Origin of the sequence: Hymenobacter sp. CRA2 (assembly GCF_002007105.1) — a bacterium.
Classification (GTDB): Bacteria; Bacteroidota; Bacteroidia; order Cytophagales; family Hymenobacteraceae; genus Solirubrum.
Genome location: NZ_MVBC01000017.1, coordinates 48,458 through 69,991, shown reverse-complemented (window position 1 = coordinate 69,991; position 21,534 = coordinate 48,458). Strand labels below are relative to the sequence as shown.

At 61.6% G+C, this 21,534-nt stretch carries 14 protein-coding genes; 2 read left to right on the top strand and 12 right to left on the bottom strand.

Annotation, left to right across the window (positions count from 1 at the left end; translation table 11 throughout):
• The first annotated feature begins 19 nt into the window (after window positions 1–19).
• On the top strand, window positions 20–562 hold the full coding sequence (locus tag B0919_RS21370; protein ID WP_139362309.1) for a hypothetical protein: 543 nt from the start codon (window positions 20–22) through the stop codon (window positions 560–562).
• A gap of 117 nt (window positions 563–679) precedes the next feature.
• Here B0919_RS21370 and B0919_RS21365 read toward each other — a convergent pair whose 3' ends face one another.
• From B0919_RS21365 to B0919_RS21310, 12 genes are all read right to left on the bottom strand, one after another.
• Window positions 680–1,978, bottom strand: a complete 1,299-nt coding sequence (locus tag B0919_RS21365; protein WP_078014331.1) for a M28 family metallopeptidase — start codon at window positions 1,976–1,978, stop codon at window positions 680–682.
• Between the two features lie 15 nt (window positions 1,979–1,993).
• Entirely contained in the window at window positions 1,994–2,395 is a 402-nt protein-coding gene (locus tag B0919_RS21360) for a VanZ family protein (RefSeq protein WP_139362308.1), read from the bottom strand.
• A gap of 12 nt (window positions 2,396–2,407) precedes the next feature.
• Complete coding sequence (gene gcvH, locus B0919_RS21355) at window positions 2,408–2,788, bottom strand: glycine cleavage system protein GcvH (protein ID WP_078014361.1); 381 nt, start codon at window positions 2,786–2,788, stop codon at window positions 2,408–2,410.
• Between the two features lie 176 nt (window positions 2,789–2,964).
• The gene (gene sprA, locus B0919_RS21350) at window positions 2,965–10,587 is read right to left on the bottom strand and encodes a cell surface protein SprA (RefSeq protein ID WP_254846639.1); all 7,623 of its coding nucleotides are present in this window, start codon (window positions 10,585–10,587) and stop codon (window positions 2,965–2,967) included.
• A 39-nt stretch (window positions 10,588–10,626) separates the two neighbouring features.
• Window positions 10,627–11,232 (bottom strand): Holliday junction branch migration protein RuvA, encoded by a 606-nt coding sequence (gene ruvA, locus B0919_RS21345; RefSeq protein ID WP_078014329.1) that lies wholly within the window; start codon window positions 11,230–11,232, stop codon window positions 10,627–10,629.
• A gap of 173 nt (window positions 11,233–11,405) precedes the next feature.
• Window positions 11,406–13,679 (bottom strand): NADP-dependent malic enzyme, encoded by a 2,274-nt coding sequence (locus tag B0919_RS21340; protein ID WP_176133166.1) that lies wholly within the window; start codon window positions 13,677–13,679, stop codon window positions 11,406–11,408.
• Between the two features lie 162 nt (window positions 13,680–13,841).
• Window positions 13,842–14,441 carry a hypothetical protein gene (locus B0919_RS21335; RefSeq protein ID WP_078014328.1) on the bottom strand — a complete coding sequence of 200 codons (600 nt, stop codon included), beginning with the start codon at window positions 14,439–14,441 and terminating at the stop codon, window positions 13,842–13,844.
• Window positions 14,442–14,661: 220 nt separating this feature from the next.
• Complete coding sequence (locus B0919_RS21330) at window positions 14,662–15,765, bottom strand: TlpA disulfide reductase family protein (protein ID WP_176133165.1); 1,104 nt, start codon at window positions 15,763–15,765, stop codon at window positions 14,662–14,664.
• A gap of 253 nt (window positions 15,766–16,018) precedes the next feature.
• The gene (locus tag B0919_RS21325; RefSeq protein WP_078014326.1) at window positions 16,019–18,079 is read right to left on the bottom strand and encodes a LysM peptidoglycan-binding domain-containing protein; all 2,061 of its coding nucleotides are present in this window, start codon (window positions 18,077–18,079) and stop codon (window positions 16,019–16,021) included.
• A 10-nt stretch (window positions 18,080–18,089) separates the two neighbouring features.
• Entirely contained in the window at window positions 18,090–19,538 is a 1,449-nt protein-coding gene (gene gatA / locus B0919_RS21320; RefSeq protein WP_078014358.1) for an Asp-tRNA(Asn)/Glu-tRNA(Gln) amidotransferase subunit GatA, read from the bottom strand.
• A 103-nt stretch (window positions 19,539–19,641) separates the two neighbouring features.
• Complete coding sequence (locus B0919_RS25980; protein ID WP_078014325.1) at window positions 19,642–20,028, bottom strand: twin-arginine translocase TatA/TatE family subunit; 387 nt, start codon at window positions 20,026–20,028, stop codon at window positions 19,642–19,644.
• Window positions 20,029–20,040: 12 nt separating this feature from the next.
• On the bottom strand, window positions 20,041–20,259 hold the full coding sequence (locus B0919_RS21310; protein ID WP_078014324.1) for a twin-arginine translocase TatA/TatE family subunit: 219 nt from the start codon (window positions 20,257–20,259) through the stop codon (window positions 20,041–20,043).
• Between the two features lie 345 nt (window positions 20,260–20,604).
• Between B0919_RS21310 and B0919_RS21305 the strand changes: the two genes are divergently transcribed.
• Entirely contained in the window at window positions 20,605–21,501 is an 897-nt protein-coding gene (locus B0919_RS21305) for a GAF domain-containing DNA-binding protein (RefSeq protein WP_217701059.1), read from the top strand.
• Window positions 21,502–21,534 lie beyond the last annotated feature (33 nt).

Here is a 21,534-nt window from a genome sequence, read left to right as displayed (position 1 = left end):
CCTTTTGTTGGTTCTAGTCATGAAGAAAGTTCTACTCGCCCCGTTGCTCTGCTTGGCAGTGCTGCTGATGGCTGCTAAGCCTTTTGCTGAAGTGGAGCTGATTAAGAAGCGCGTTCTAAGCGAACGGGTGGAAATCCTCATCCCCAAAGGCTTCGAGGTGATGAGCGAGCAGCAGATGGATTTTCTCTATGCCAAGGCACAGAGCCGTCCGAGCGTTATCTACACCAACGCCTCGCACGCTAGCCTCGCCTTTGCGTACACCGACAACACGGCCGATCAGGACATGGTCGACATGTACGCGACGAACTTCATGAAGACGTACCGCAAGCAATACTCGGACGCCACGTTCTTCGCCGACGGTGTTAAAGAAATCAACGGCCGCAAAATCGGTTTTATCGAAATGATGAAGCCAGAACTGGGCCACCAGGTTTACCAGCTGATCTTCTTCACGGACGTAGAAGGCCGCCTGCTGATGTGCACCTTCTCCTGCCCCGACCGCCAAAAGCCGGAGTGGGAATCGGTAGCCAAGCAAGTAATGGGCTCCCTGCGCAGCAACAGCTAAACAGCGCGGCGCCACCCGCTCTGTTTCTTATCATCCCGGAATTGGCCGTATCCACCACGGACAGTTCCGGGATGAATGTTTTTATGCCGGGTCGTTAATTGCTCAAGGCGAAGCGGACTATGGCGTCCGGCTCAGCACCTGGCAATACGCCACCACCAGGCGGAAGAGGCCAGCAAACCCGGTCAGCGGCAGTGTCCGGGCCCGGTCATAGACATCGTGGTAATGAGTAGGCGTGCCGCGGGTGTAAAGGAAAAATGCCGGTACCCCAGCCTCGGAAAAGGGGTAATGGTCGGAGTTGGCTGCGCGGCCGCGCGGGGCTAGTTCAGGTAGGTAATGCCCTGCATCGTTTAAGCGGACTAGCTGCCGGTACTCCGCCTCGTGAATGCGGCCGTTGACCACGGTGGCGCCAGTTTGCCCGGTGCCCGCCAAATCGAGGTTGAGCAGGAAGCGGATGCGTTCAAGCGGAAGCAACGGATGCTTGACGAAGTAACGTGAGCCAACCAAGCCCGCCTCTTCGGCTCCGAAGGCTAGAAAGGCCACCGAACAGCGAGGGCGGTGCTCGGGCTGGGCATAGTAAGCGGCCAGCTCCAGTAGCATAGCGGTGCCGCTGGCGTTGTCATTGGCGCCGGGAAAGTATGCGCGCCGGCCCATCTGACCGAGGTGGTCGTAGTGAGCGGTTAGCACTAAAAACGAATCCGGCTGCGCAGTGCCCGGCAGGAAGCCCACCACATTCTGGGTGGGGTAGGCTGTACGCAGCTGGGCCTGCACCTGCACGCTGACCGACTGCTCGGGCTGCAACTGCGGCCATTTGCTGGCTAGCACTTGCAGCTGTGCCTGCGGGGCCACAGTGCTGCTCAGTGAAGCGGTGAGCTTGCCGGAAACCAGCGTGAGGCGCACTGCTGCTTGTTGTACATGCTCAGCAAATACAGTGGGCAAGGTGCGTAACCGCTCGGCGTCGCGTTGGCGCAAAACCAGAATACGGCCCTGCAGCGGGGTGGCCAGGAAGCGTTGGCCGGCCTGCTCGTCGTTGTATATTAAGGAGTCGAGGTACACGGGTACGCCGTTGACAGCGGCCGCACCAGAGCTGGGCTCGGCAATGAAGTCAGCACCCGCCTGCAGGGCATGGTTGCCCGCTCGCAGGCGTAGCTGGCCCGGAAACGTGTTAACGTCGAGGGTAAAGGGTTGGAAGTACCCTGGTGCTAGGGGCTGCAAGCCAAGCTGCTTGAACCGCTGCCGGATAAAATCAGCCGCGCGCCGTTCGCCCTGCCGCACGTAGCCGCGGCCGTGCAGGCGCCGGCTGGCTAAGTGCTCAATGGTGCGGCGGGCCCGGTTAAGATCCTGCGCCGCAGCTGGCCGGGTATCCAGGGCAAGCAGTACCGCGCTACCGACCAGCAAAGACCGTGAAAGTGAAGGCATGAGCGGTGTACGCGCTTAAGCCGGCATCCGGCCGAGGTCCCACCAGCGTTGCGTCAGGCGCATCAGGCCCAGCCCGGCCACGGCGCCCAGGCCGTCGCTGATCAGGTCGGTCCACTCGCCTAAGCGGCCGAGCGCCATCAGCGTCTGGGCCAGCTCGATGCCCGCGCCCAGCAGCAGGCACACAACCAGCGTGCACAGGAAAGCCCGGTGGCGCAGGCTCGGGAAGAGCCGTTGCCACCGGGCTGTCGATACGTAGAGCACGGCCGTTACCACGAAGATGCCCACGTGGGCGGCCGTGTCAAAGGAAAGTAGCTCCCACTCGGGTAGGGGCGGGAGCTGGTTCAGCGGGCTGAGCGTGCCCCAAAGCATGAACAACGTCCACGCCGCGGACACCACTACGGGCAGGTACCGAACCACCGCCGCGCGCAGTTAGGCGCCTACCAGCTCGCCGTAGGCCTCGGCCGACAGCAGGGCATCCAGCTCAGCCGGGTTTCCGATGCGCATTTTGATCATCCAACCGTCGCCGTAGGGGTCGGAGTTGACGGTTTCGGGGGCGTCGGCCAGCGCGGGGTTTACTTCCTCCACGGTGCCGGAGATGGGGCTAAATAGGTCCGAAACGGTCTTCACGGCTTCTACCGTACCGAATACTTCGTCCTTGCTGACTTCCTTGTCAACCGAATCAATGTCCACGTAAACGATGTCGCCGAGTTCTTTCTGGGCGAAATCCGTGATGCCCACATAGGCCACATCGCCTTCGATGCGGATCCACTCGTGCTCTTTGGTGTACTTCAGGTTAGCGGGAAGGTTCATATCGGGCAAGCAGGGAAAGAAAGTGTAAACCAGCCGCACGCTGGCGGCGGCCAAAGATAATGAATGGCGGCATCAGCCGCGGCGGGAATTCGGGCTGGCACGGACCTGAAACAAAAAACAAACGGGGGAAGCGGCATGGCTGCGCTTCCCCCGTTTGCCTGTTACGCCCGCTGCGGTTACTGTGACAGGCTGTAGCGGAGCTGGATACCGCCTTCCGTAGCGGCATTCTTGTACGAGGTGGTCTGGCCCCGGGGCTGCGACACGTTGCGCGTGAAATAGAACTGCAGGTTCAGGCGCTGGTTGACCACGTAGTCAACCGTAGGCCGCAGTTGGAACTGGCGGTTGCCGTTGGTCACCTGCTGCTCGGGCCGGCCCGGCTGGCCGGGGTTCACGGTTTGCGTGGCCGTGTCGAAAGTGGGGGCCACGTAGTCCACGATACTCCGCTGCACGGTAATGTTGTCGCGGATGGACAGGTCAAGACGGGCGCTTAGCTCGTTGCGCAGGATGCGCTGCTCACCCCCGATTTTGAACGGGATGCGGAAGCGGTTGGTGGTGTAGCCGATGCCAATGGTGATGCTCTTGCTGCGCAGTTCCGTTACCTGGGCGTTGGTGGTGTTCAGGGCCAGGTTACGGTCAATGCCGTAGTCGAGGGTGCCGTTGAATTTTTCCAGGGTCTGGAAGTTCACCCCGATCAGCGGCGACAGACGTTCGGTTATCACCACTTGGTTGATGACGTAATAAGGAACGTACTGCCGGTTTTGGTTGACCTGGTTGGGGAATCCTTCCGGCTCCCTTTCGTACAGGGTGGAGGTGGTAAAGCCCAGGATCTGGTACTCCGACGAATAACCGTGGCGCAGGGTAACGGAGCGCAGGTACTGCTGCACCAGCGGCAGGTTCGAGAGGCCGTTATACTGCACCGTCCAGTTCGGGATGGGCAGCTGCCCAAAGGGGTTGAAGCGCTTGGCCTTGTAGTTATCGGACGAGCGGCCGCGGTAAGCGTCGATGAAGGCTGGAATCAGCACGTCCTGCGAGTTGTACCCGTACAGGCCTTGGGTACCGTTGGCATCCTGCAGGCGGTTGCGAATGGCTTCGCGGTTGCTCACGAAACGGTTGAACGCATCCGAAATAGACTTTTTGTCCAGGTCACCGAAGAGCGTATTCAGCGCGAAGAACGAGGTGCTGAACGAGCCGGAGCCCAGCGGCAGGCGTGGGGCTAGTTCCCCCGTCAGCTCTACGTCGCCCGTAACCGGGTTCAGGCGGGTGAACGGTTGCAGTGTCGAATCGTTTACCTGCAGGCGGTAGAAGGTCTCGCGGTTCAGCACTTTCTGGCGGCGGGCCTCCAGCTGAATGTTGAAGTCGCGGATGGGCTCCAGGGTCGTGCGCACCTGGAGGTTCTCGGTGCGCAACGAGCTCAGTGGCGTGTTGAGCAGGTCACTGCGCCTGGTGTACCAGCCGTTGTCCCGGGCCGTATTGTAGAGGTCGTCCAGGTCATACTGCTGGCCCAGAATGAAGGGGACGCCAGGCGCCGAGAAGTCGCTGTTCAGGCCGAAGAAGCGCGTCTTGGGTAGGTAGCCCGGCAGCAGCGTACCGGCGGTGCGGGTGTAGGTGAAGTTCAGCGAGCGGGCCGTCATCAAGGAGCGCAGCACGGCCTTGAGGGCGCGCAGTTCGGGGCCTTTCGTCGAGTCGCCATCCGCTTCGTTGCCCTTGGCCGTGGGGTCTTTGCGGTTGGCCAGTTCTCCCTTGCCCTGGCCCTGGCGCAGGCGTTCCATCGTGCTCAGCCCCTGCGCCCCGCGGCTGTTGCTGCTGGGCTGGGCGTTGTTGATGATGTTGAGGAACTTGACCTTGTTGTACAGCTTCACCAGGTCGATACGGCCGTTGAGGCTGATGTCCTGGTTGTTCTGGATGGTGTTGCCAATGTCGACGCGCGTCGTGGAGGTATCCGTCAGCGGCTTGCCGAGCTGAGGGGCCCGGATGGCCGTGGACGCCGCCTGCCACGAGTAGTTGGCGGCATAGCGCGCGTCGGCCGACAGCCAGTCCGTCAGCGGGAACTTGTCGAGGGGCAGGCGGTAGGTAAGGGCAATCTGCTGATTGAAGTTGGTGGTCCGGCCGCCGCGCTTGAGGTTGCGCTTGAGCAGGTCCCGGTTTTGCTGGGCGCGCGGGTCAGCGTCGCCGATGGTGGGGCCTTCGCCCTCATCCACGCTGCTGCGGTTCGTGGCCGTGTAGTCCAGAATCAGGCTCTTCGTCAGGTCCCACTTCAGGTCGTAGATGCGGTTGATGAAGAAGCTTTTCTGGAACACGCCCGGGATGCCGTCGGTGGTGGGCACCTGGCCCTGGGCCTGCGTGCGCTGCAGGAACCGTTCGTTATAGCGGCGGTCCAAGTCGGCGCGGAAGGAGAAGCGCGAGGGCAGCGGCGTGAAGTTCAGTTCCTGCAGAAACTTCAGGTAGGGCGAGTTCAGCGCCTTCACCTGGCTCAGCGGCGCGTACGACTTGGGCGTGGGCTGGTACACGTAGGCCAGCGCGCCGGTATAGGTGCGCGTGAAGTCGCGGTCGGTGCGGATGTCGGTGTGCAGGCGCTCGGTGAGGGAGTAGCTCACCGCCAGGTTCTCGATGTCGTAGGGCTTGGGCTTCCGGTCGGGGTTGGTGCGCTCCTTGCGCACGTTCAGCACGCTGATGGAGCGGCTGCTGGTTTGGTCGATAACCTCCTTGCGGTAGGCCGCCCGGTCGGCATCCGAGGCAAACTTACTGGCCAGCGACTTCGACAGCTCCATGTCCGGGTCGAGCGGGTCGTACTTAGGCGAGCGGCTCTCGTGGCCGGCCTGTACCAGTACGGGTACGCGCAGGCCGAGCTTTTCGGGCAGGAACTTCTCCACCGCCACGGCCGCGTTTACGTCGCCGCGCATTACATTGTCGAGCGAGCGTTGGGCCGGGCGGTCCTGCAAGGCCCCGAAGCCCACGGACGTGAACGAGCCCGTGGCGGTGATATTCGCTACGTCGGCCAGGCGCGTGTTGAAGCGGGCGGTAGCCGCCCAGCCGTCGGTCTGGTCAAAGTCGCGCACGCGCAACTCGTCGGCCCAGAGGCACAACGATTGGTCGGGGCCGTTGTCGGCGGGGTTCAGCACCCCAATCATCAGCCCTTGCAGGGCGCTCAGGTCGGGATTGCCGAGTACGGTGATGGTGGCGCCGTTGGGCAGCGTCTTGGAGTAGGGCACCAGCAGGCTAAAGCCGGCGCGGGCGCGGTCAGCTTTGGCATCCACAAAGTCCTGCAACGCCACGTCGATGCGGTTGGCCTCGGGCCAGATGTTGTTCGGGTCGGTGGAAACCGTGCGCGTCAGCGTCAGCGGAAGCGTGTACTGGTAGTAGTTCTGGGTGTAGTCGGTGCCGAAGCGGACGAAGCCTTTCACCTGCCCGTCCTGAATGTTGGCCGCGGTTTCACTTTCGGCGTGCAGGAATAGCTTCAGGCGCTTGTAGCGCAGCAAATCCAGGGTCACGTTTTTGTAGGCGGCTTTGGCGTAGCCCTCCTTCAGCCCTTCCACGCACAGGCGCAGCGACTGTTCGTTTTGCTGGCGAATGGTGGAAGTGGAGCCGTACTCCCGGTCGCGCTGAATGCCGGGCGGAGTAACGTACGGAATGGTGCCGCCCTGCCCGTTGGAGGGACCGTTTTCCTCGATGCCCACCGTCGAAATGGCAAAGGCATCGGCGTCGTTGGGTACGTTGACGGTCTGGCCGCTATTGGGCTCGGTAATCACGCCCAGGTAGCGCCGCCACTGGTTGGCCACGAACTGCATCTGCACGAAGCGGAGCACGGTGGGCTCTTCCCAGCCCGTGAGGTACATGCGCAGGAAGCGAATCGACTTAAAGCCAAATTCCGTCTGGGCCCCCTGAATGCCGGTGTACTGGCGAATGGGGATGCGGAACAGGTACCAGGTCACGTCGTCGTTGGTGCCTTGGATGCGGTTAGTCACCTGGTCCACAATGAAGTTCTGGCCCGGTTTCAGGCCATCGGAACCGGCGCCGGGCTTCAGCGGAATGCGGTACTCGTAATAACGCTCCGTGTCGTTGATGACGTTGTCGCGGTTCAGGTCCTCCTTATCGGGCAGCGCCGTGGCGCTCTGCGTGCCACTGAGGGCGCGCGAGTTGCCCTCCATACCGTTGAAGTTCTTGTAGCGGCCGAGGATTTTGGTGCCGCCCGCCACGTTGTTGTCGTAGAACGGGTCGAGGTGGTGACGGAAGTCGTCGGCGGAGGGGTCTTCGAAGTCGGCGTACGCCCCGCCCGGAATGGTGCGGAAAAATTCCCGTTCCTCCGTCTGCGTCAGGCCGTCGAGGCCCACGTCCTGCCGGTCGCGGCCGCCCGGCGCGTTGCTGAACGCGTCGGTGAGGAACTGCAGGCGCGTGGCGCGGGCCCAGTCGGTTTCCTGTACGTTCTGCTGCTGCGCGGTGTCGTCCGCGTCAGGCAGGCCGTTCTCAAACTCGTACACCTTGTCGGGCAACAAGTCTTCCGAAATGGTGCCCAGGTTGAAGTACAGCTCGCCGCCTTTGGTGTTGGGGCCGTCGGGCGTGGTCGGGTCCGAGTCGTCGATGTCGGCGTACGTCGAGCCCGGGTTCTTGCTCTTGATGAACGGGTCCATCAGCCAGAACTCCAGGTACTCCACGTTGGCGTTGTCGAAGTCCGTATCGAACGTGATTTCGCGCGAGATGCCGCCGTAGTTGCGCTGGTTGAACGCGGCTGACTGGGTCGGGTTCAGAAAGCGCCCGTCGCTGCTCACGTTGGGGTTGTAGTTGTACTGGCCGCGCTCAGCCGGGTAGTACGCCAGGTCAAACGTGTTTTCGAAGCTGCCGCCTAGCTGGCCGTTGTCGCGGCCCGGAAATACCTCCGAGCGCGTGATGCCGCGCGTGTAGTGGTTCTTCAGGTCCTCGTTGCTGACGTTGTCGGGCTTGGAGGGGCCGTTGTTGAAGTAGGTCTGGTCGATGGTGTACCAGGCCAGCTTGGCGCGCGGGTTGCCGATGTTGCGGCCCGATAAGCCAAGGCGCCGAACGATGGGCTCGGGCGTGGCTGCCAGTCGCCAGGGGTTGGCCGGGTTATTATTGCCGAGGGTGTAGGGCGTGCGGGAGTTTTCGAAGTCGTCGAGGTACGACACGCCGTCTTCGCCGCGGCCCAGGCGGGATTTACCCGGCACAAACTGCGCAAACTCGCCGCTGAACGCCACCGTCGAGGGCGCCTTCGTGTTCACGAAGGGCAGCATGTCGATGTACTTGGTCAGCACCCGCGACTCCTTGCGCAGGTTCATGTCCAGCCCGTAGATGGTGTTATTGCTCGGCTCGTCGCCCAGGTTCACACGGTTAATGCCCGGGGCCTGGTTTTCGATCAGGTGCATTACCGTGCCCCCGAAGTTCACGTCGTCCGACAACTTGTAGTCGAAACGGGCGCCCAGCAGCTTGCGCGGCAGCACCTGCACCACGGCGTCGCGCTCAAACTGCACGCGCAGCTCGTTGGCCGAGTTCAGGTAGCTGGGGTTGAGTACTTTAACCTTGGCCTGGTCGTAGAAAACCTGGTAGTCGACGCCTTCCTGCAGCAGCGTGGAGCCCGAGTATACCCGTACCGAGCCTTCCGGGATGCGGATACCCGGCAGCGTGATTTCGTCGGTGGCGGTGGCTGCATAGCGGCCGCGCAGGTAGAACTTGTCCTTCTCCTGGCGCTGCTGCGCGTCGCTCTGCACCTGCGTGTAGAGCTGCGGGTACACGTACTTGTCGATCAGCGGCCGCTCGTTGACGGTGACCGTGTCAAACTTGGCGCGCAGGTAGGAGCCGAACGGCTCGACCTCCGGGAAGATGATCTTACCCAGCTCCGGGTCGATGGTGAGACCCGGCAGAAAGTCAAAGTTGCCGTCGGAGGGCCGGTCGTTGTTGGGGTTGACGTTGTCCAGGTTCAGCACCTGCGTCAGCGGAATGTTCTGAATTCGCGTGCCCTCTTTCAACGACAGCAGGTCGACGCCGGTGGCGTCGTCCTTGTAGATGATGTCCAGGCGGAACTGGTCGCGGCTGAGCTGCGAGGCGTTCAACGCGTAGATGTTTTTCATCATCAGGTCGAACACCGGCAGGTTGCCGTTGCGCAGCCGGTCGTTGCCGTTGGGGTTGGTGGGCGAAGGAAAGTTTACCGTCGGGTCGCCGGCATTGACCAGGCCCACGCCGGGGTTGGTGGCGCGCAGCAGCTTGAGGTACACCACCCCGGTTTCGGGCACGTTGGGGCCGTAGTCATCCGACAGCTCGCCCACCTTGAAGGAGCGGCCGTTGAACGTGTACTCGTACGAAACGCTCAGGACCTGCTCCGGCAGCAGCGGCGTGTTGAGCGAGAGGTAGCCAAGCTGGGCGTTGAAGGTGTATTCGCGCGGATCAAGCTTGCGGGCCCGCACGCGTTCATAGTCCACCGTCTTTTCCAGCTTTAGCCCAGTCTGCAGGTAATCATCCACCTGCTGCACGTCGCGCGCCCGCGTGGTGCTGGTGTTCAGCACCGTGGAAAGCAAGGTGTTGGCCGCGTTGGCCGGCGGAGCGTTTAGCTGGGTTTGGTTGACGAAGGTTCTGCGGTACAACCGCCGCGGCTCGCCCACGTCCTGCAGGGCCACCACGTTGCGCAGCGTCTCGGTGGTGCGGTTGTCGTTGGTGATGTACACCTCCACGCGCCGGATTTCAATGCCGCTCTGCACCGTAGGCAGGTTGCGCAACGAGGCGTCGTACCGCTCGCGGAAGAATTGCGAGAGGAAGAAATGGCGGTTGGCCTCGTATTGGGAAGCCTTGAGTTCGAAGTTGCGCGACTGGGCCCCGTTCTGCACGCGCACTTCGTCGGCCGTGCCGCGCATCTGGGCCGCCACGCCGGTCACGCTCAGGCGCCCGAATTGCAGCTGCGTCTTCACCCCGAACAGGTTCTGCCCACCCTGCACCAACGAGTTGTTCAGCGGCAACGACACGTTGCCCATCTCCACTTTGCGGATGATGTCCGTGTCGTAGCCCGTGAAATCAGCCTTGATCTGGTTTTCGAAGTCGAAGGCCGCCCGCGTGTCGTAGTTGAACAGAATCTTCAGCTTGTCCCCGATCTGTCCGCTCAGGTTCAGGTTGAAGTTCTGCTGGAAGTTGAAGTCCCCGGTGCGGCGCTGGCGCAAGGTCAGCGCCGGGTTGTCGTTGAAGTTCTGGCGCCAGCCCAGCGAAATGGTGGCCGCGCCGTTGGGACGGATATCGATGAACTCCCCGCCGAAAATGCGGCCCAGCGTGGGGTTCAGGTAGATCTTCGGAATCAGGCGCTTGGCCGTGGCCGGCGCCCCGGGGCCGCCCGCCACGCCGCCTTCCGATTTCGTGCGGAAGTAATTGCGGATGGCTTGCTGCTCCTGCAGGCGCTGAAATTCGGCGAACGACAAACGGGCCGGGTCGCGGAACTCAATGTCCTGTCCAACGTTTTCTTCCACGTCCACGTACTCCAGGGAGTCGCCCAGCGTCACCTGCGGCTTCACGTTGGAAGGCAACGGCAGCACCAGTGGCGAGCGGCGGCGCCGCTCGGAAAGGAAGTTGCCCGGCCTATCTTCGGGCGCCACACGGGGCCGCCGGCTCGACCGGTAGCGCGTGGTGTCGCCCGCGACGGGACGGGTGGTGTCCGGCGGCGTGAGTAGCGGCGCGTGCGGATGAGCCTCCATCCAGCTCCACAATTGCGAAAACGCAAAGGGACGGGTCGAGGGCTCGGCCTGGGACCACCAGGTCAGCAGCGACGCAACAACGACGGAGGAAAGGGTGGTGAGAGACTTAGTACCGGTGGTCAAGCAAGCGCGAAAAGAAAGGGCCCGAAGGCCCGCGGAAACCTAATTCGACTTAAGAGCAAATTTAATTAATTCCTCCACGCTCAGGTCGTTGCCGTGCTTCTGCTGAATGCCATCCAGCGTCTTTTCGGCCGCGGCCCGCGCGAAGCCCAGCGTCACTAACGCGGCTAACGCTTCGGAGCGGTTGGTATTGTGCTGACGAGCCAGCGGCACGGTTTCCACGCCGGCTTTGGCCAGTAGTTCGTCTTTGCGCAGCTTGTCGCGCAGGTCCAGCACAATGCGCTGGGCCGTTTTGGGGCCTACACCCTTGATGGCTTGAATCGAGCGCACATCCTCCTGCACGATGGCCTGACGGATTTCGCCCACCGACATCGATGAGACGATGACGATGCCCGTGCCCGGCCCGATGCCCGACACCGAAATCAGGTGCATGAACAAGGCCTTCTCATTCGGGTCGAGAAAGCCGTAGAGGGCCTGCGCGTCCTCTTTGATGTGCTGGTAGGTGTAGAGCTTGGCTTTTTCGCCTTCGCCGGGCAGTTTGGAATAGGTGGCCAGCGAGATTTTTACTTCGTAGCCCACACCCTGCACGTCAATAATTGCCAGCGTAGGGTCTTTGTAGGCAAGTTTACCGTCGAGGTATGCAATCATATCAGAAACTCAAGAACTCAGGGAAGAACCGAGGCACAGCCGGCCAGGGGCAATGCCGGTAAGCAGAGTAACGATAAGAAGGCATTGTTTGTCCCAAGATAATTAGATTTAATAGCTAATGATATTAGTATATAGAAAGGTTGGCGTACTACCGCCAACCTTTCTACTAGTCGCTACAGTGGTTGATTATAAGTCTGAGCGTCGGACACGGCAATGGCCGTGATGTTGACGATGTCGCGCACCGAGGCGCCGAGCTGCAGAATGTGCACCGGCTTGCGCATGCCCATCAGCACCGGCCCGATTACCTCGGCCCCACCGATTTCCTGCAGCACCTTGTAGGCAATGTTGCCGGAAGTCAGACCCGGGAAGATCAGCGTATTGGCACCCTTGTCGGCCAGTTCCGAGAAGGGGTAGTGTTCCTGCAGCAAGTTGCGGTTCAGGGCGGTATTAGCCTGCATCTCGCCGTCCAGAATCAGGTCGGGGAAGCGGCGCTTGGCCAGCTCCGTGGCCCGGCGCATCTTGTCGGGCAGCGGCCCCACGTTCGAGCCGAAGTTGGAGTAGCTCAGCACAGCAATGCGCGGCTCCGTATCGAAGAAGCGCACAGCGCGGGCCGTCAGACCAATGATATCCACCAGCTGCTCGGCTGTGGGGTCGATGTTGACGGTGGTATCCGAGAAAAAGAACGGGCCCTTGCGGTGCAGCACGATATACATGCCGGCCGCGCGCTGCACGCCGTCTTCCACCCCGATGATCTGAAAAGCGGGCAGAATGCTCTTGCCGTAATCTTTGGTCAGGCCGGTGATATAGGCATCGGCCTCGCCGGTTTCCAGCATCATGGCGCCGAAGTAGTTCCGCTCGCGCAGCAGGCGCTTGGCCTCGTACAAGGTCATGCCCTTGCGCTGGCGCTTGCGGAACAGCAGCTCGGCGTACTTGTCGCGCTTGGCTTCTTCGTCGTTGATGACGTCGACGATCTGGCAGCCTTCGAGGTCGAGGTTGTTCTCGCGGGCAATGCGCTCAATTCGGTCGCGCCGGCCCAGCAGGATGGGCTGGGCAATGCCCTCGTCGTGGGCAATCTGAGCGGCTTTGAGGATTTTGTAGTTGTCGGCTTCGGGGTACACCACGCGCTTCGGGGCCGAGCGGGCCCGCGACGTCACGCGGTTCATCAGCTTCTGGTTCACGCCGAGGCGGGCACGCAGCTCGTCCTCGTAGGCCGTCCAGTCGGTAATCTGGATGCGGGCCACGCCGCTTTCCATGGCCGCCTTGGCCACGGCCGGGCTCAGCGTGGTAATCAAGCGCGGGTCCAGGGGCTTGGGAATCAGGTAGGTGCGGCCGAAAGTCAGGGTGTTGTCGCCGTAGGCCTTGTTGACCATGTCGGGCACCGGCTCCTTGGCCAGTTCCGTGAGGGCGTGCACGGCGGCCAGCTTCATGGCCTCGTTAATCTCCGTGGCGCGCACGTCGAGGGCCCCGCGGAAGATGTAGGGGAAGCCCAGTACGTTGTTGACCTGGTTCGGGTGGTCGGAGCGACCGGTGGCCATGATGATGTCCTCGCGGGTACTCAGCGCCAGCTCGTAGGCAATTTCCGGGTCGGGATTGGCCAGCGCGAAGACGATGGGGTCTTGGGCCATCTTCAGCAGCAGCTCGGGCGCCAGCACGTTGGCGGCGGAGAGGCCGAGGAAGAAGTCGGCGCCTTCCATGGCCTCGGCCAGGGTGCTGACGGGCCGCTCGGTGGCAAACTGCATCTGCAGCGGCGCCAGGTTGGTGCGCTGCGGGTTGATGACGCCGTCCTTGTCGAACACCACCACGTTTTCGCGCTTCAGGCCCAGCTCCAGGTACAGGCGCAGGCAGCTGATGGCAGCCGCGCCGGCGCCGCTGACGACCACTTGAATTTCGTCGATTTTCTTGCCGACGATTTCCAGGGCGCTCAGCAGCGCAGCCGACGAAATAATGGCCGTGCCGTGCTGGTCGTCGTGCATGAGCGGAATGTTCATCTGCTCGCGCAGCGCCGTTTCGATGGCGAAGCACTCCGGGGCCTTGATGTCTTCCAGGTTGATGCCGCCAAACGTCGGCTCCAGCGCCTTCACCACCCGGATAAACTCGTCGGGGTCGGTGGCGTCGATTTCGATGTCGAAGCAGTCGATGCCGGCGAACTTCTTGAACAGTACGCCTTTGCCTTCCATCACCGGCTTGGAAGCGGCGGGCCCGATGTTGCCTAGGCCGAGCACCGCGGTGCCGTTGCTGATGACGGCCACGAGGTTACCCTTGGCCGTGTACTTATAGACGTCGTCGGGGTTGGCAGCAATTTCTTTGCACGGCTCGGCTACGCCCGGCGAGTAGGCCAGGGCTAGGTCAAGCTGGGTGCTGACGGGCTTGGTGGGTACCACCTCAATTTTGCCGGCGGGGTTCTGCTGGTGGTAATTGAGCGCGTCTTCCTTGTTTATTTTCAGCATAGGGGGGAATTCAAAACCAAAACGGCGCCGCCCGCTGAAGGCAGCGCCGTTAGGCAAGTTGCGGCTAAATTAGGCGGAATCAAAACCCCGGCCGTGCGCGCCGCGCCGGGGCGGAGCAGCTAAGTGTCTCGGCTATAGGTAGGAGGTAAGGCGGGAAGGCCTCTATTCTAGGCGCACGTTTTCGAATGTGCCACTAACCGTGACGCGGCAGCGCGGGGCGTTCTGTCCGGCCCGGCTGGGCAGCGTAGGGTCGGACACGTCGGGCAGGCGCACTTCGTAGCTGCCGCTGAGCAGGTGGCGGTCCGCATCGTACTCGGTGATGCGCACGTGACCCTCCATCTGGGTGGTATTGCTGTCGAAGAGGCGCAGAGAGGTTTGGCTATCCGTCAGCACGTAAGCGTAGCTGTAGCGCACCACGGCATCGTTGGTCAGGGAGCCTAGGCCCTGGAGCGAGTACGTGCCGGTAAGCGCCGACGCGAGGCGGCTACGCTGAATGCCGAAGTGCAGCGCGTCCTGTTGGCTTTTTGGGCCCACATTGATGCTGAGCGTGGTGGGTTCGTAGTAAGCCGACGTCTGCAATTCATCCGGGGCATAGCCGATACCGCTGCTGACGGTGGACGCGGGGTAGAAAAAGGTGCGGTCCATGGTAGCAGCCGGGGCAGGAGTAGCGGGCTGCGGGTCTTCCGTTTTGTGCTTGGAGTCGCAGGAAGCAGCCGTAAGGGTAAGGGCCAAGCCCAGCAGCGGGAGCAGAAATTGTTTCATAAAAGCAGAAAGGGTAGCGTATGGATAGCGTCGGCCAATAGCTGTGCCAAACGCAACAGATAGAAGGCTTAATTCGGCCACAAAACTATAACAAGTTGATATATAATTAATACAAAATATGTGATTGACAAAGACCGAATCTGGTGCTATAGCAGGCCGCTGCAAACAAAGAATGGCCGCTGCCCAGAGCGGGCAGCGGCCATTCTATAGTTATGCCAACCTACTTAAGCAGGCGGGCCAGCGTGGCTTGCAGCTGCTCGCCACGCAGGTTCACGGCCACAATTTTGCCAGTGGGGTCGATGAGGTAGTTCTGCGGAATGGACTGCACGTGGTAGCGCCGGGCGGCTTCGTTTTCCCAGCCCCGCAGGTCCGATACCTGCGTCCAAACCAGCTTATCGTCCTTCACGGCCTGCAGCCATTTGGCCCGGTTCTTCTCGTCGTCCAGCGAAACGCCCAGCACCTCGAACTTGCGCCCCTTGTAGGCATTGTAAGCCTTGATGACGGCCGGATTTTCCTCCCGGCAGGGGCCGCACCACGAGGCCCAGAAGTCTACCAGTACGTACTTGCCGCGGTAGTCCTTCAACGACACCGCCTTGCCTTCCGGGGTTTTCTGGGTAAAATCCGGCGCTACCGCCCCCAAGGCTACATCCTTAATGCTTTCCAGCATCTGGCCATACGTGCGCCCCAAGGGCGAGGCTTTCAGCGCGGGGTTTAAGGCGTTGTAAATAGGAGCCAGCTCGGTGTACTCGGGCGTGCTCATCATGCCGGCTTGCTGTAGGGCGTGCAGGCTCACCCACGAGGCGGGGTTGGCCTTGGCAAAAGCGAGGTGTGCTTGCCGGATGCGGGAGCCAATTTCATCGAACTGCGTCTGCAGCCGCTGCTTGAACTCCGGAGTGTTGCGCTGGGCCTCCGGCGTGCGGCCAAACGCGGCTTCGTAGATCTTGGCCTGCGCAATGATGGGCTTCAGCGAGGCCTGCAGCCGGTCGTAGTCGGAGGTGAGCGGGCCGCCTTTCAGGGTCGCATTCGGCAGCGAATCAGTGCTGGTCACCGCCAGCGTGCCGGGCTCCAGGATGATGTTCTTGTGATTGGGTGAGGCATCGTAAATACTTTTCAGCCGTCCACTGCGCTGCACCACGAGGCGGGCTTCGCTGGGGGCCGTGGCGGTGCCTTTCAGCTCAAATGCGCCATTTTGCAGCACCGTGGAGTCGGCTATTTCGTTGCCGCGCAACAGGTAAACTTTGGCCGGGGCGTTCAAGTGGCCCACCTGACCTTTGATGGCAAATGGAAATGGAGCCTGGGCGTGTGCCAGGATTGGGGTAAACAACAGGAGGCTGAGTAAGTACTTTGGATTCATCGTGAGATGTTAATATTAGAGTTGGTTAACGAGGCTCGTGGTAGCTTAGTATATCCTTTTGGCGGCTAGCAACCTGTTGCGTGTAAAAAGGTGCCGAATAACAGGAAGGCCGCTCCCTCAACAAGCCTAATAAATCGTTTTCCGCTTAGGAGTGGGCTTTGACAAAGCAACACGGCTCCGCTAGAAATAGCGGAGCCGTGTTGCTTTGTTTGCCTGCGAAAGGCTAGCTGGCTACGATGAGCTTCTGGCCCGGCTTTACCTCATCAGATTTGAGGTGGTTGAGCTTGCGCAGCTGTTCCACCGTCAGCCCTTGATAGCGCCGCGAAATGTTGTATAGCGTGTCACCGGGCTGCACGATGTGTACGCGCTGCGGCAGCTCAGCACGCACGGGCTTGGGCACCTCTTTCGCCACCGTCCGCTGATTGCGTGTCGCCTTAACGGGTTCTGTCTGGGCCCCGGCTTCGGGCTCGGTCGGCGGAGCGAAGCGCAGTTTCTGGCCCGGCGTCACCACTTCGGAGCGTAAGTTGTTCCACGCCATCAGCTGCTCCACCGATAAGCTCCGCTCACGCGCCAGCTTGGTCAGATAGTCGCCCTTACGTACTACATACTCCAGCACGGCTGCCTGCTGGGCCTGCAGTTGCGCATTGGCCGTTTCGACGCTGCTGGGCTCGGCCATAGCAACCACCGCTTCTACCGGGGCTGCTTTAGCTGCGCGCGTTGAGCGTGGCGTCGGCGTTTCGGTGGCTACTTCCGGAGTGGGGGAGGGGCTGGCAGTGGCTGGTTCTTCGGGCTCGGTAGCTGGCTTGCTTACCTGCGCTACGGCCCGTTTTGTCACTTTCAGGCCCATTTCGGCCGGCGTGCGCGGCATAGCAGCTACTGCGGGGGGCGCTGTGGCACGCACCGCTACGGCTGCTGGTGCCGTCGTGTTTTCCTTGGCCGGCAGGAATACCACCAACTGTTGCTTGGGACGCAATGCCCGGCCCTTCGGCAGGTCGTTCCAGCGGCGCAGTTGCGTCTGCGAAACGCCGTACCATTCGGCTAGCTCGGCCAGCGTCTGGCCGCGCTTCACCGTGTGCACCTTGCGGCGCGTGCGCGGGGTTTCCGCCGCTTCCGGTGGCGCGGCCGCTGCTCCACGTTTGGGAGTAGTAGTTGCCAGCGCGGCCGAAGGGAATGGTTCCACGCCTTCCAAACGTGGCGGCAAAGCCGGCAGCGGCGCAGGCAGGGCTTGCTGCGGGCGGCAATACCCAAACAGCGTGGCGCGGTCTACCACCTGCAGCTGCGGGCGCAGGGCGGCGGGGAAGCTCACGGCGTAGGCCCGGTAGCCGTCGGGCAGGTAGGTGCGGCGCAGCTCAGGATTGAAACGTCCGATGGCCGCCGAATCCAGCCCGATAGCCTGGCTTAGGCGCGTCATGTCGAACGCCTGCCCGTTGAGCTGCAGCGTATCCATGGGCTGGGCGTACTGATACTTCAGCTCCGGCGAGTGCAGCTGATGCTGCTGCGCGTACTTCATGGCGTACATAATGGCCGTGAAGCTGGGCACGTAGTTGCGCGTTTCCTTGGGCATGTAAGGGTACAGGTCCCAGAAATTACGCTTGCCCGATTTACGCATCACCCGTTGGATATTACCTGCGCCCCAGTTGTAGGACGCCAGTACCAGTTCCCAGTCGTGAAATATGCCGTAGAGGTAGCGCAGGTGCTTGCAGGCGGCTTCGGTGGCCTTTTCGGGGTTCATCCGTTCGTCCACCCACTCGTCGCGGCGCAGGCGCAGGTCATTCGCCGTGGGGCCCATAAACTGCCACAGGCCCGTAGCGCCCACCCGCGACTTGGCCGTCGGAATCAGCGCCGATTCCACCACGGCCAGATACTTCAGGTCGGGCGGTAGGTTGTATTTGGTCAGGTACTTCTCAAACAGCGGGAAGTACAGGTTTTCGCGCTCCAGCACCCGCTGCATGTAGTTACGGTTGCGCAGCGTGAAGTAGTTGATGTGCGCCAGCACCGTGCTGTTGATGGCATGCGGCGCCTCGGTATCGAAGCAAGCTACTCGGTCACAGATCAGGTCGCGCACCTCGGGCGGGGCCTGTAGCCACGCCAAACGCACCGAGTCAAGCTGAATGGGCTCGGCTACCAGCGAATCAGGCTGTAGTTCCAGCCGTACCCGGGTGGTATCGTCGCCCGCGCCGGCCTCCGGCAATACTACGGGCGGCTGCGTCACCTGGGCCGCCGCGGGGCGGGCAAAAGCGGCAGCCAACAACAGTAAAGCGGAGGCGCGGAGCGTTTTTTTCATGCCAATGCGACTACGGTGTTACTACCGGGGCCCCTACGGTTTCGGTGAGGTGCTTGGCAAAGGCCAGCATGTCGGCTTCGCGGAATGCACCGCTGAGCACCTGCAAGCCAATGGGCAAGCCCTGCTGATCGTGGCCGACGGGTACCGAAATAGCCGGCACGCCCGCCAACGAGGCCTGAACGGTAAAGATATCAGCAAGATACATGGCCAGCGGGTCTTTCGTATTCTCCCCGATGCGGAAAGCCGTGGTCGGCGCCGTGGGCAGGATCAGAAAGTCGTACTGGCGCAGCAGCTCGTCGGTTTGTTCCTTGATGAGGCGCCGCACGCGCTGGGCTTTGGTGTAGTACGCGTCGTAGTAGTCGGCCGACAGTACGAAAGTGCCCAGCATGATGCGCCGCTGCACTTCCTGGCCGAAACCCTGGCTGCGCGACTTTTTGTAGAGCGACTCCAGATCCGTGGCATTGGGGGCGCGGTAGCCGTACTTCACCCCGTCGTAGCGGCCCAGGTTCGAGCTGGCTTCTGCCGTAGTCAGGATGTAGTAGGAGGGTACGATGTAATCGAGGTAGGGAAAGTCAACTGCATCCACCACGTGGCCCTGGCCGCGCAACTGCTCGATAGTCGTTTCCAACGCCTGCTTGATGTCGGGCGCCAGGCCCGGATGCTCCACCGTGTCGCGGATGTAACCCACGCGGTAGCTGGCCTTGGCCTCCAGTAGCTGCGAGTACGCCGGCACCGGCTCGTGGCTCACCGTCGAGTCGAACTCATCGGGCCCGGCCATTACTTCCAGCAGCAGCGCGGCATCATCCACCGAGCGGGTAATCGGCCCGATCTGGTCAAACGACGAGGCGTAGGCAATCAGCCCGTAGCGCGACACGCGCGAGTAGGTGGGCTTCAGCCCGATGACGCCGCAAAACGCCGCCGGCTGGCGCACCGAACCGCCCGTATCCGAACCGATGGACGCCAGGCACATATCGGCCTGCACGGCCACTGCCGAGCCCCCCGACGAACCGCCGGGCACGCGGTCCGGATCGATTTCGTTACGGGCCGGGCCGAAGTAGGACGTCTCGTTCGAGGCGCCCATGGCAAACTCGTCGCAGTTCTGGCGGCCGATAAGGATGGCGTCTTCGTCGAGGAGGCGCTGCACGGCCGTGCCGGTAAACAGCGACTTGAAACCGTCGAGAATGTGGGAGCTGGACTGCAGCGCGTGGTCTTTGTAGGCCAGCACGTCTTTCAGGCCGATAACCATGCCCGCCAGCTTGCCCGCCGTGCCGGCGGCCAGCTTGGCATCGACGGCCTCGGCCTGCTGCCGGGCTTCGTCGGGCCACACTTCCAGGAAGGCGTTCAGCTGGCCGTTCTTCTGCTCGATGTTATCCAAGTAATACTCGACGAGCTGACGGCAGGTGAGAGTACCGGCCGTCAGCTCGTTCCGAACTTCCGTGAGGGAGTTAAAGCGTTTCATGTCGGGGGCCATTCAGGCCGCAGCGGGCGGCCGGGCTGGAGAGAAAAGGCTAGGCCGCCGCGGGGTACGCGGCGGCCGAAAATAACAGGAGGCGAAGATAAGCTTAAACCGACTGGGTCGGAAGCGGGGTGTCGCGCGGCAGGCCGCTGGGCGTTACCGTGGGCTGCTCAGGTGCCAGAGTAGCATCGGCTACGGGCGGCTGATCGAGGCCGCTGGGCTGGTAGGCTACTGGGGCCGCCGGCGTGGGCGGGGCGGGCTGATAGCCCGGCTGCTGGTAGTTGTTGGGCTGCTGATAGCCGGGTTGGCCGGCGTTTTCAATTTCGCTGCGAATCTCACGCGAGGCGTCTTTGAATTCGCGGATGCCCTTGCCAAGGCCCCGGGCCAGTTCCGGAATCTTGTTGGCGCCGAAGAAAATCAGGATGACGACCATGATGAGCAGAATCTCACCGCCGCCCAGGTCGCCGAGGAAAAGCAGAAAAGGCGTTTGCATGGCTGTCAAAGGTTAGGCGCGGGGCGGCTGCGGGTCGCGGTAGTTCGGGTTCTGGTCGCGGTACTCAGGCTTTTGGTCTTTGGTAGCGTCCTTAAATTCCCGTACGCCCTGGCCCATGCCCCGGAACAGCTCCGGAATACGCTTGGCGCCGAACAGCAGCACGATGATGAATACGATGAACAGAATTTCAGTCGTACCGAAATTACCGATCAGAAAGAGCGAGTTGAGCATGAGTTCCGCGTGGGTTTATCTACTGCAGGCTTACGGGCAAGCCCGCCGAAGGGATTGGTAAAGGTACCCGATAATTTTCAAAAGTCGTTTTGAAGCCTTTTGTTCCCGGGGGCGCGGGTTATTCCCAGATTAATCTGCACGATGCCGTTAAACGGCTGGTTTACCGCGTTTGACGGGCAAAAAATATTCTTGGTCGTGAAAAACCGATGAAAGGCTGCTTTGCGTAAGCAGCTTTAACCGCATATTTTACGTTTGTTCGCGTAACTCTATGGGGTTATGTCATTGCCCCTGCCAAAGGTCCCTACTATGAATGTGCGTGCACTCTCCTCTTCGCAATTAACTCCTGTGCTGCCGGACCCGAACAGCGAGCTGGAGCGGCTGGAGGCGTTGCAGGCCTACCAGGTGCTGGATACCTCGCCGGAGGCAGATTTTGACGCGCTTACCCGCTTGGCGGCTTACATCTGCGGTACGCCTATTTCGCTGATTTCGCTGGTCGATTCGCACCGGCAGTGGTTCAAGGCCAACTACGGCCTGGGCGGTGTCACCGAAACGCCCCGGGAGTATTCCTTCTGCCAGCATGCCATGGTAGGCACGGAGATATACGAAGTAGAAGACGCCACGACCAATCCGCTGTTCAGCACCAACCCGCTGGTGACCGAGGACCCCAACATCCGGTTCTACGCTGGGGCCCCGCTGGTCACACCCGATGGGCAGCCGCTCGGCGCGCTGTGTACCATCGATACCAAGCCGCGGCACCTGACCCCCGAGCAGCGGGATGCCCTGCAGATTCTGGCGCGTGAAGTAGTGTCGCACCTGGAGCTACGCCGGGCCCGGATTCAGTTGGAGCAAGAACGGGCCAAGCTCGAAGGCTTGCTGCGCATGGCCAACGACGCGGCTACTTCCATGTATTCTACCGGCCGCAGCAACGAAATTTTCGTCAAGCAGGACCACAAGCTCATCCGGCTCAACACCGAGAACATTTCCTACCTCGAAGCCCTGGGAGACTACGTCAATATCCACGCGGCTGGGGAGCGGTACACGGTGTACACCACCATGAAGGACATGCTCACGCGCTTGCCCCCGCGGGATTTTGCCCGGGTGCACCGCAAATACATCGTGCGCATCGGCAGCATCGTGGCCATCGACGGGGATTCGCTGATCGTCGATGGAGGGCGTGATTCGTCCGTGCCCATCGGTAATTCGTACAAAGGCGAACTGATGGGCCGATTGAACCTTGTGTAGTTCGTTGACTAGAACGAAGCACTCGGATAGAAA

Coding starts and splice junctions, on each gene's coding strand:
- gatA (WP_078014358.1), bottom strand. CDS start 19,538: ATGAAACGCTTTAACTCCCTCACGGAAGTTCGGAACGAGCTGACGGCC.
- B0919_RS21335 (WP_078014328.1), bottom strand. CDS start 14,441: ATGAAACAATTTCTGCTCCCGCTGCTGGGCTTGGCCCTTACCCTTACG.
- gcvH (WP_078014361.1), bottom strand. CDS start 2,788: ATGAACCTTCCCGCTAACCTGAAGTACACCAAAGAGCACGAGTGGATC.
- B0919_RS21340 (WP_176133166.1), bottom strand. CDS start 13,679: ATGCTGAAAATAAACAAGGAAGACGCGCTCAATTACCACCAGCAGAAC.
- B0919_RS25980 (WP_078014325.1), bottom strand. CDS start 20,028: ATGCAAACGCCTTTTCTGCTTTTCCTCGGCGACCTGGGCGGCGGTGAG.
- B0919_RS21370 (WP_139362309.1), top strand. CDS start 20: ATGAAGAAAGTTCTACTCGCCCCGTTGCTCTGCTTGGCAGTGCTGCTG.
- B0919_RS21310 (WP_078014324.1), bottom strand. CDS start 20,259: ATGCTCAACTCGCTCTTTCTGATCGGTAATTTCGGTACGACTGAAATT.
- B0919_RS21325 (WP_078014326.1), bottom strand. CDS start 18,079: ATGAAAAAAACGCTCCGCGCCTCCGCTTTACTGTTGTTGGCTGCCGCT.
- ruvA (WP_078014329.1), bottom strand. CDS start 11,232: ATGATTGCATACCTCGACGGTAAACTTGCCTACAAAGACCCTACGCTG.
- B0919_RS21365 (WP_078014331.1), bottom strand. CDS start 1,978: ATGCCTTCACTTTCACGGTCTTTGCTGGTCGGTAGCGCGGTACTGCTT.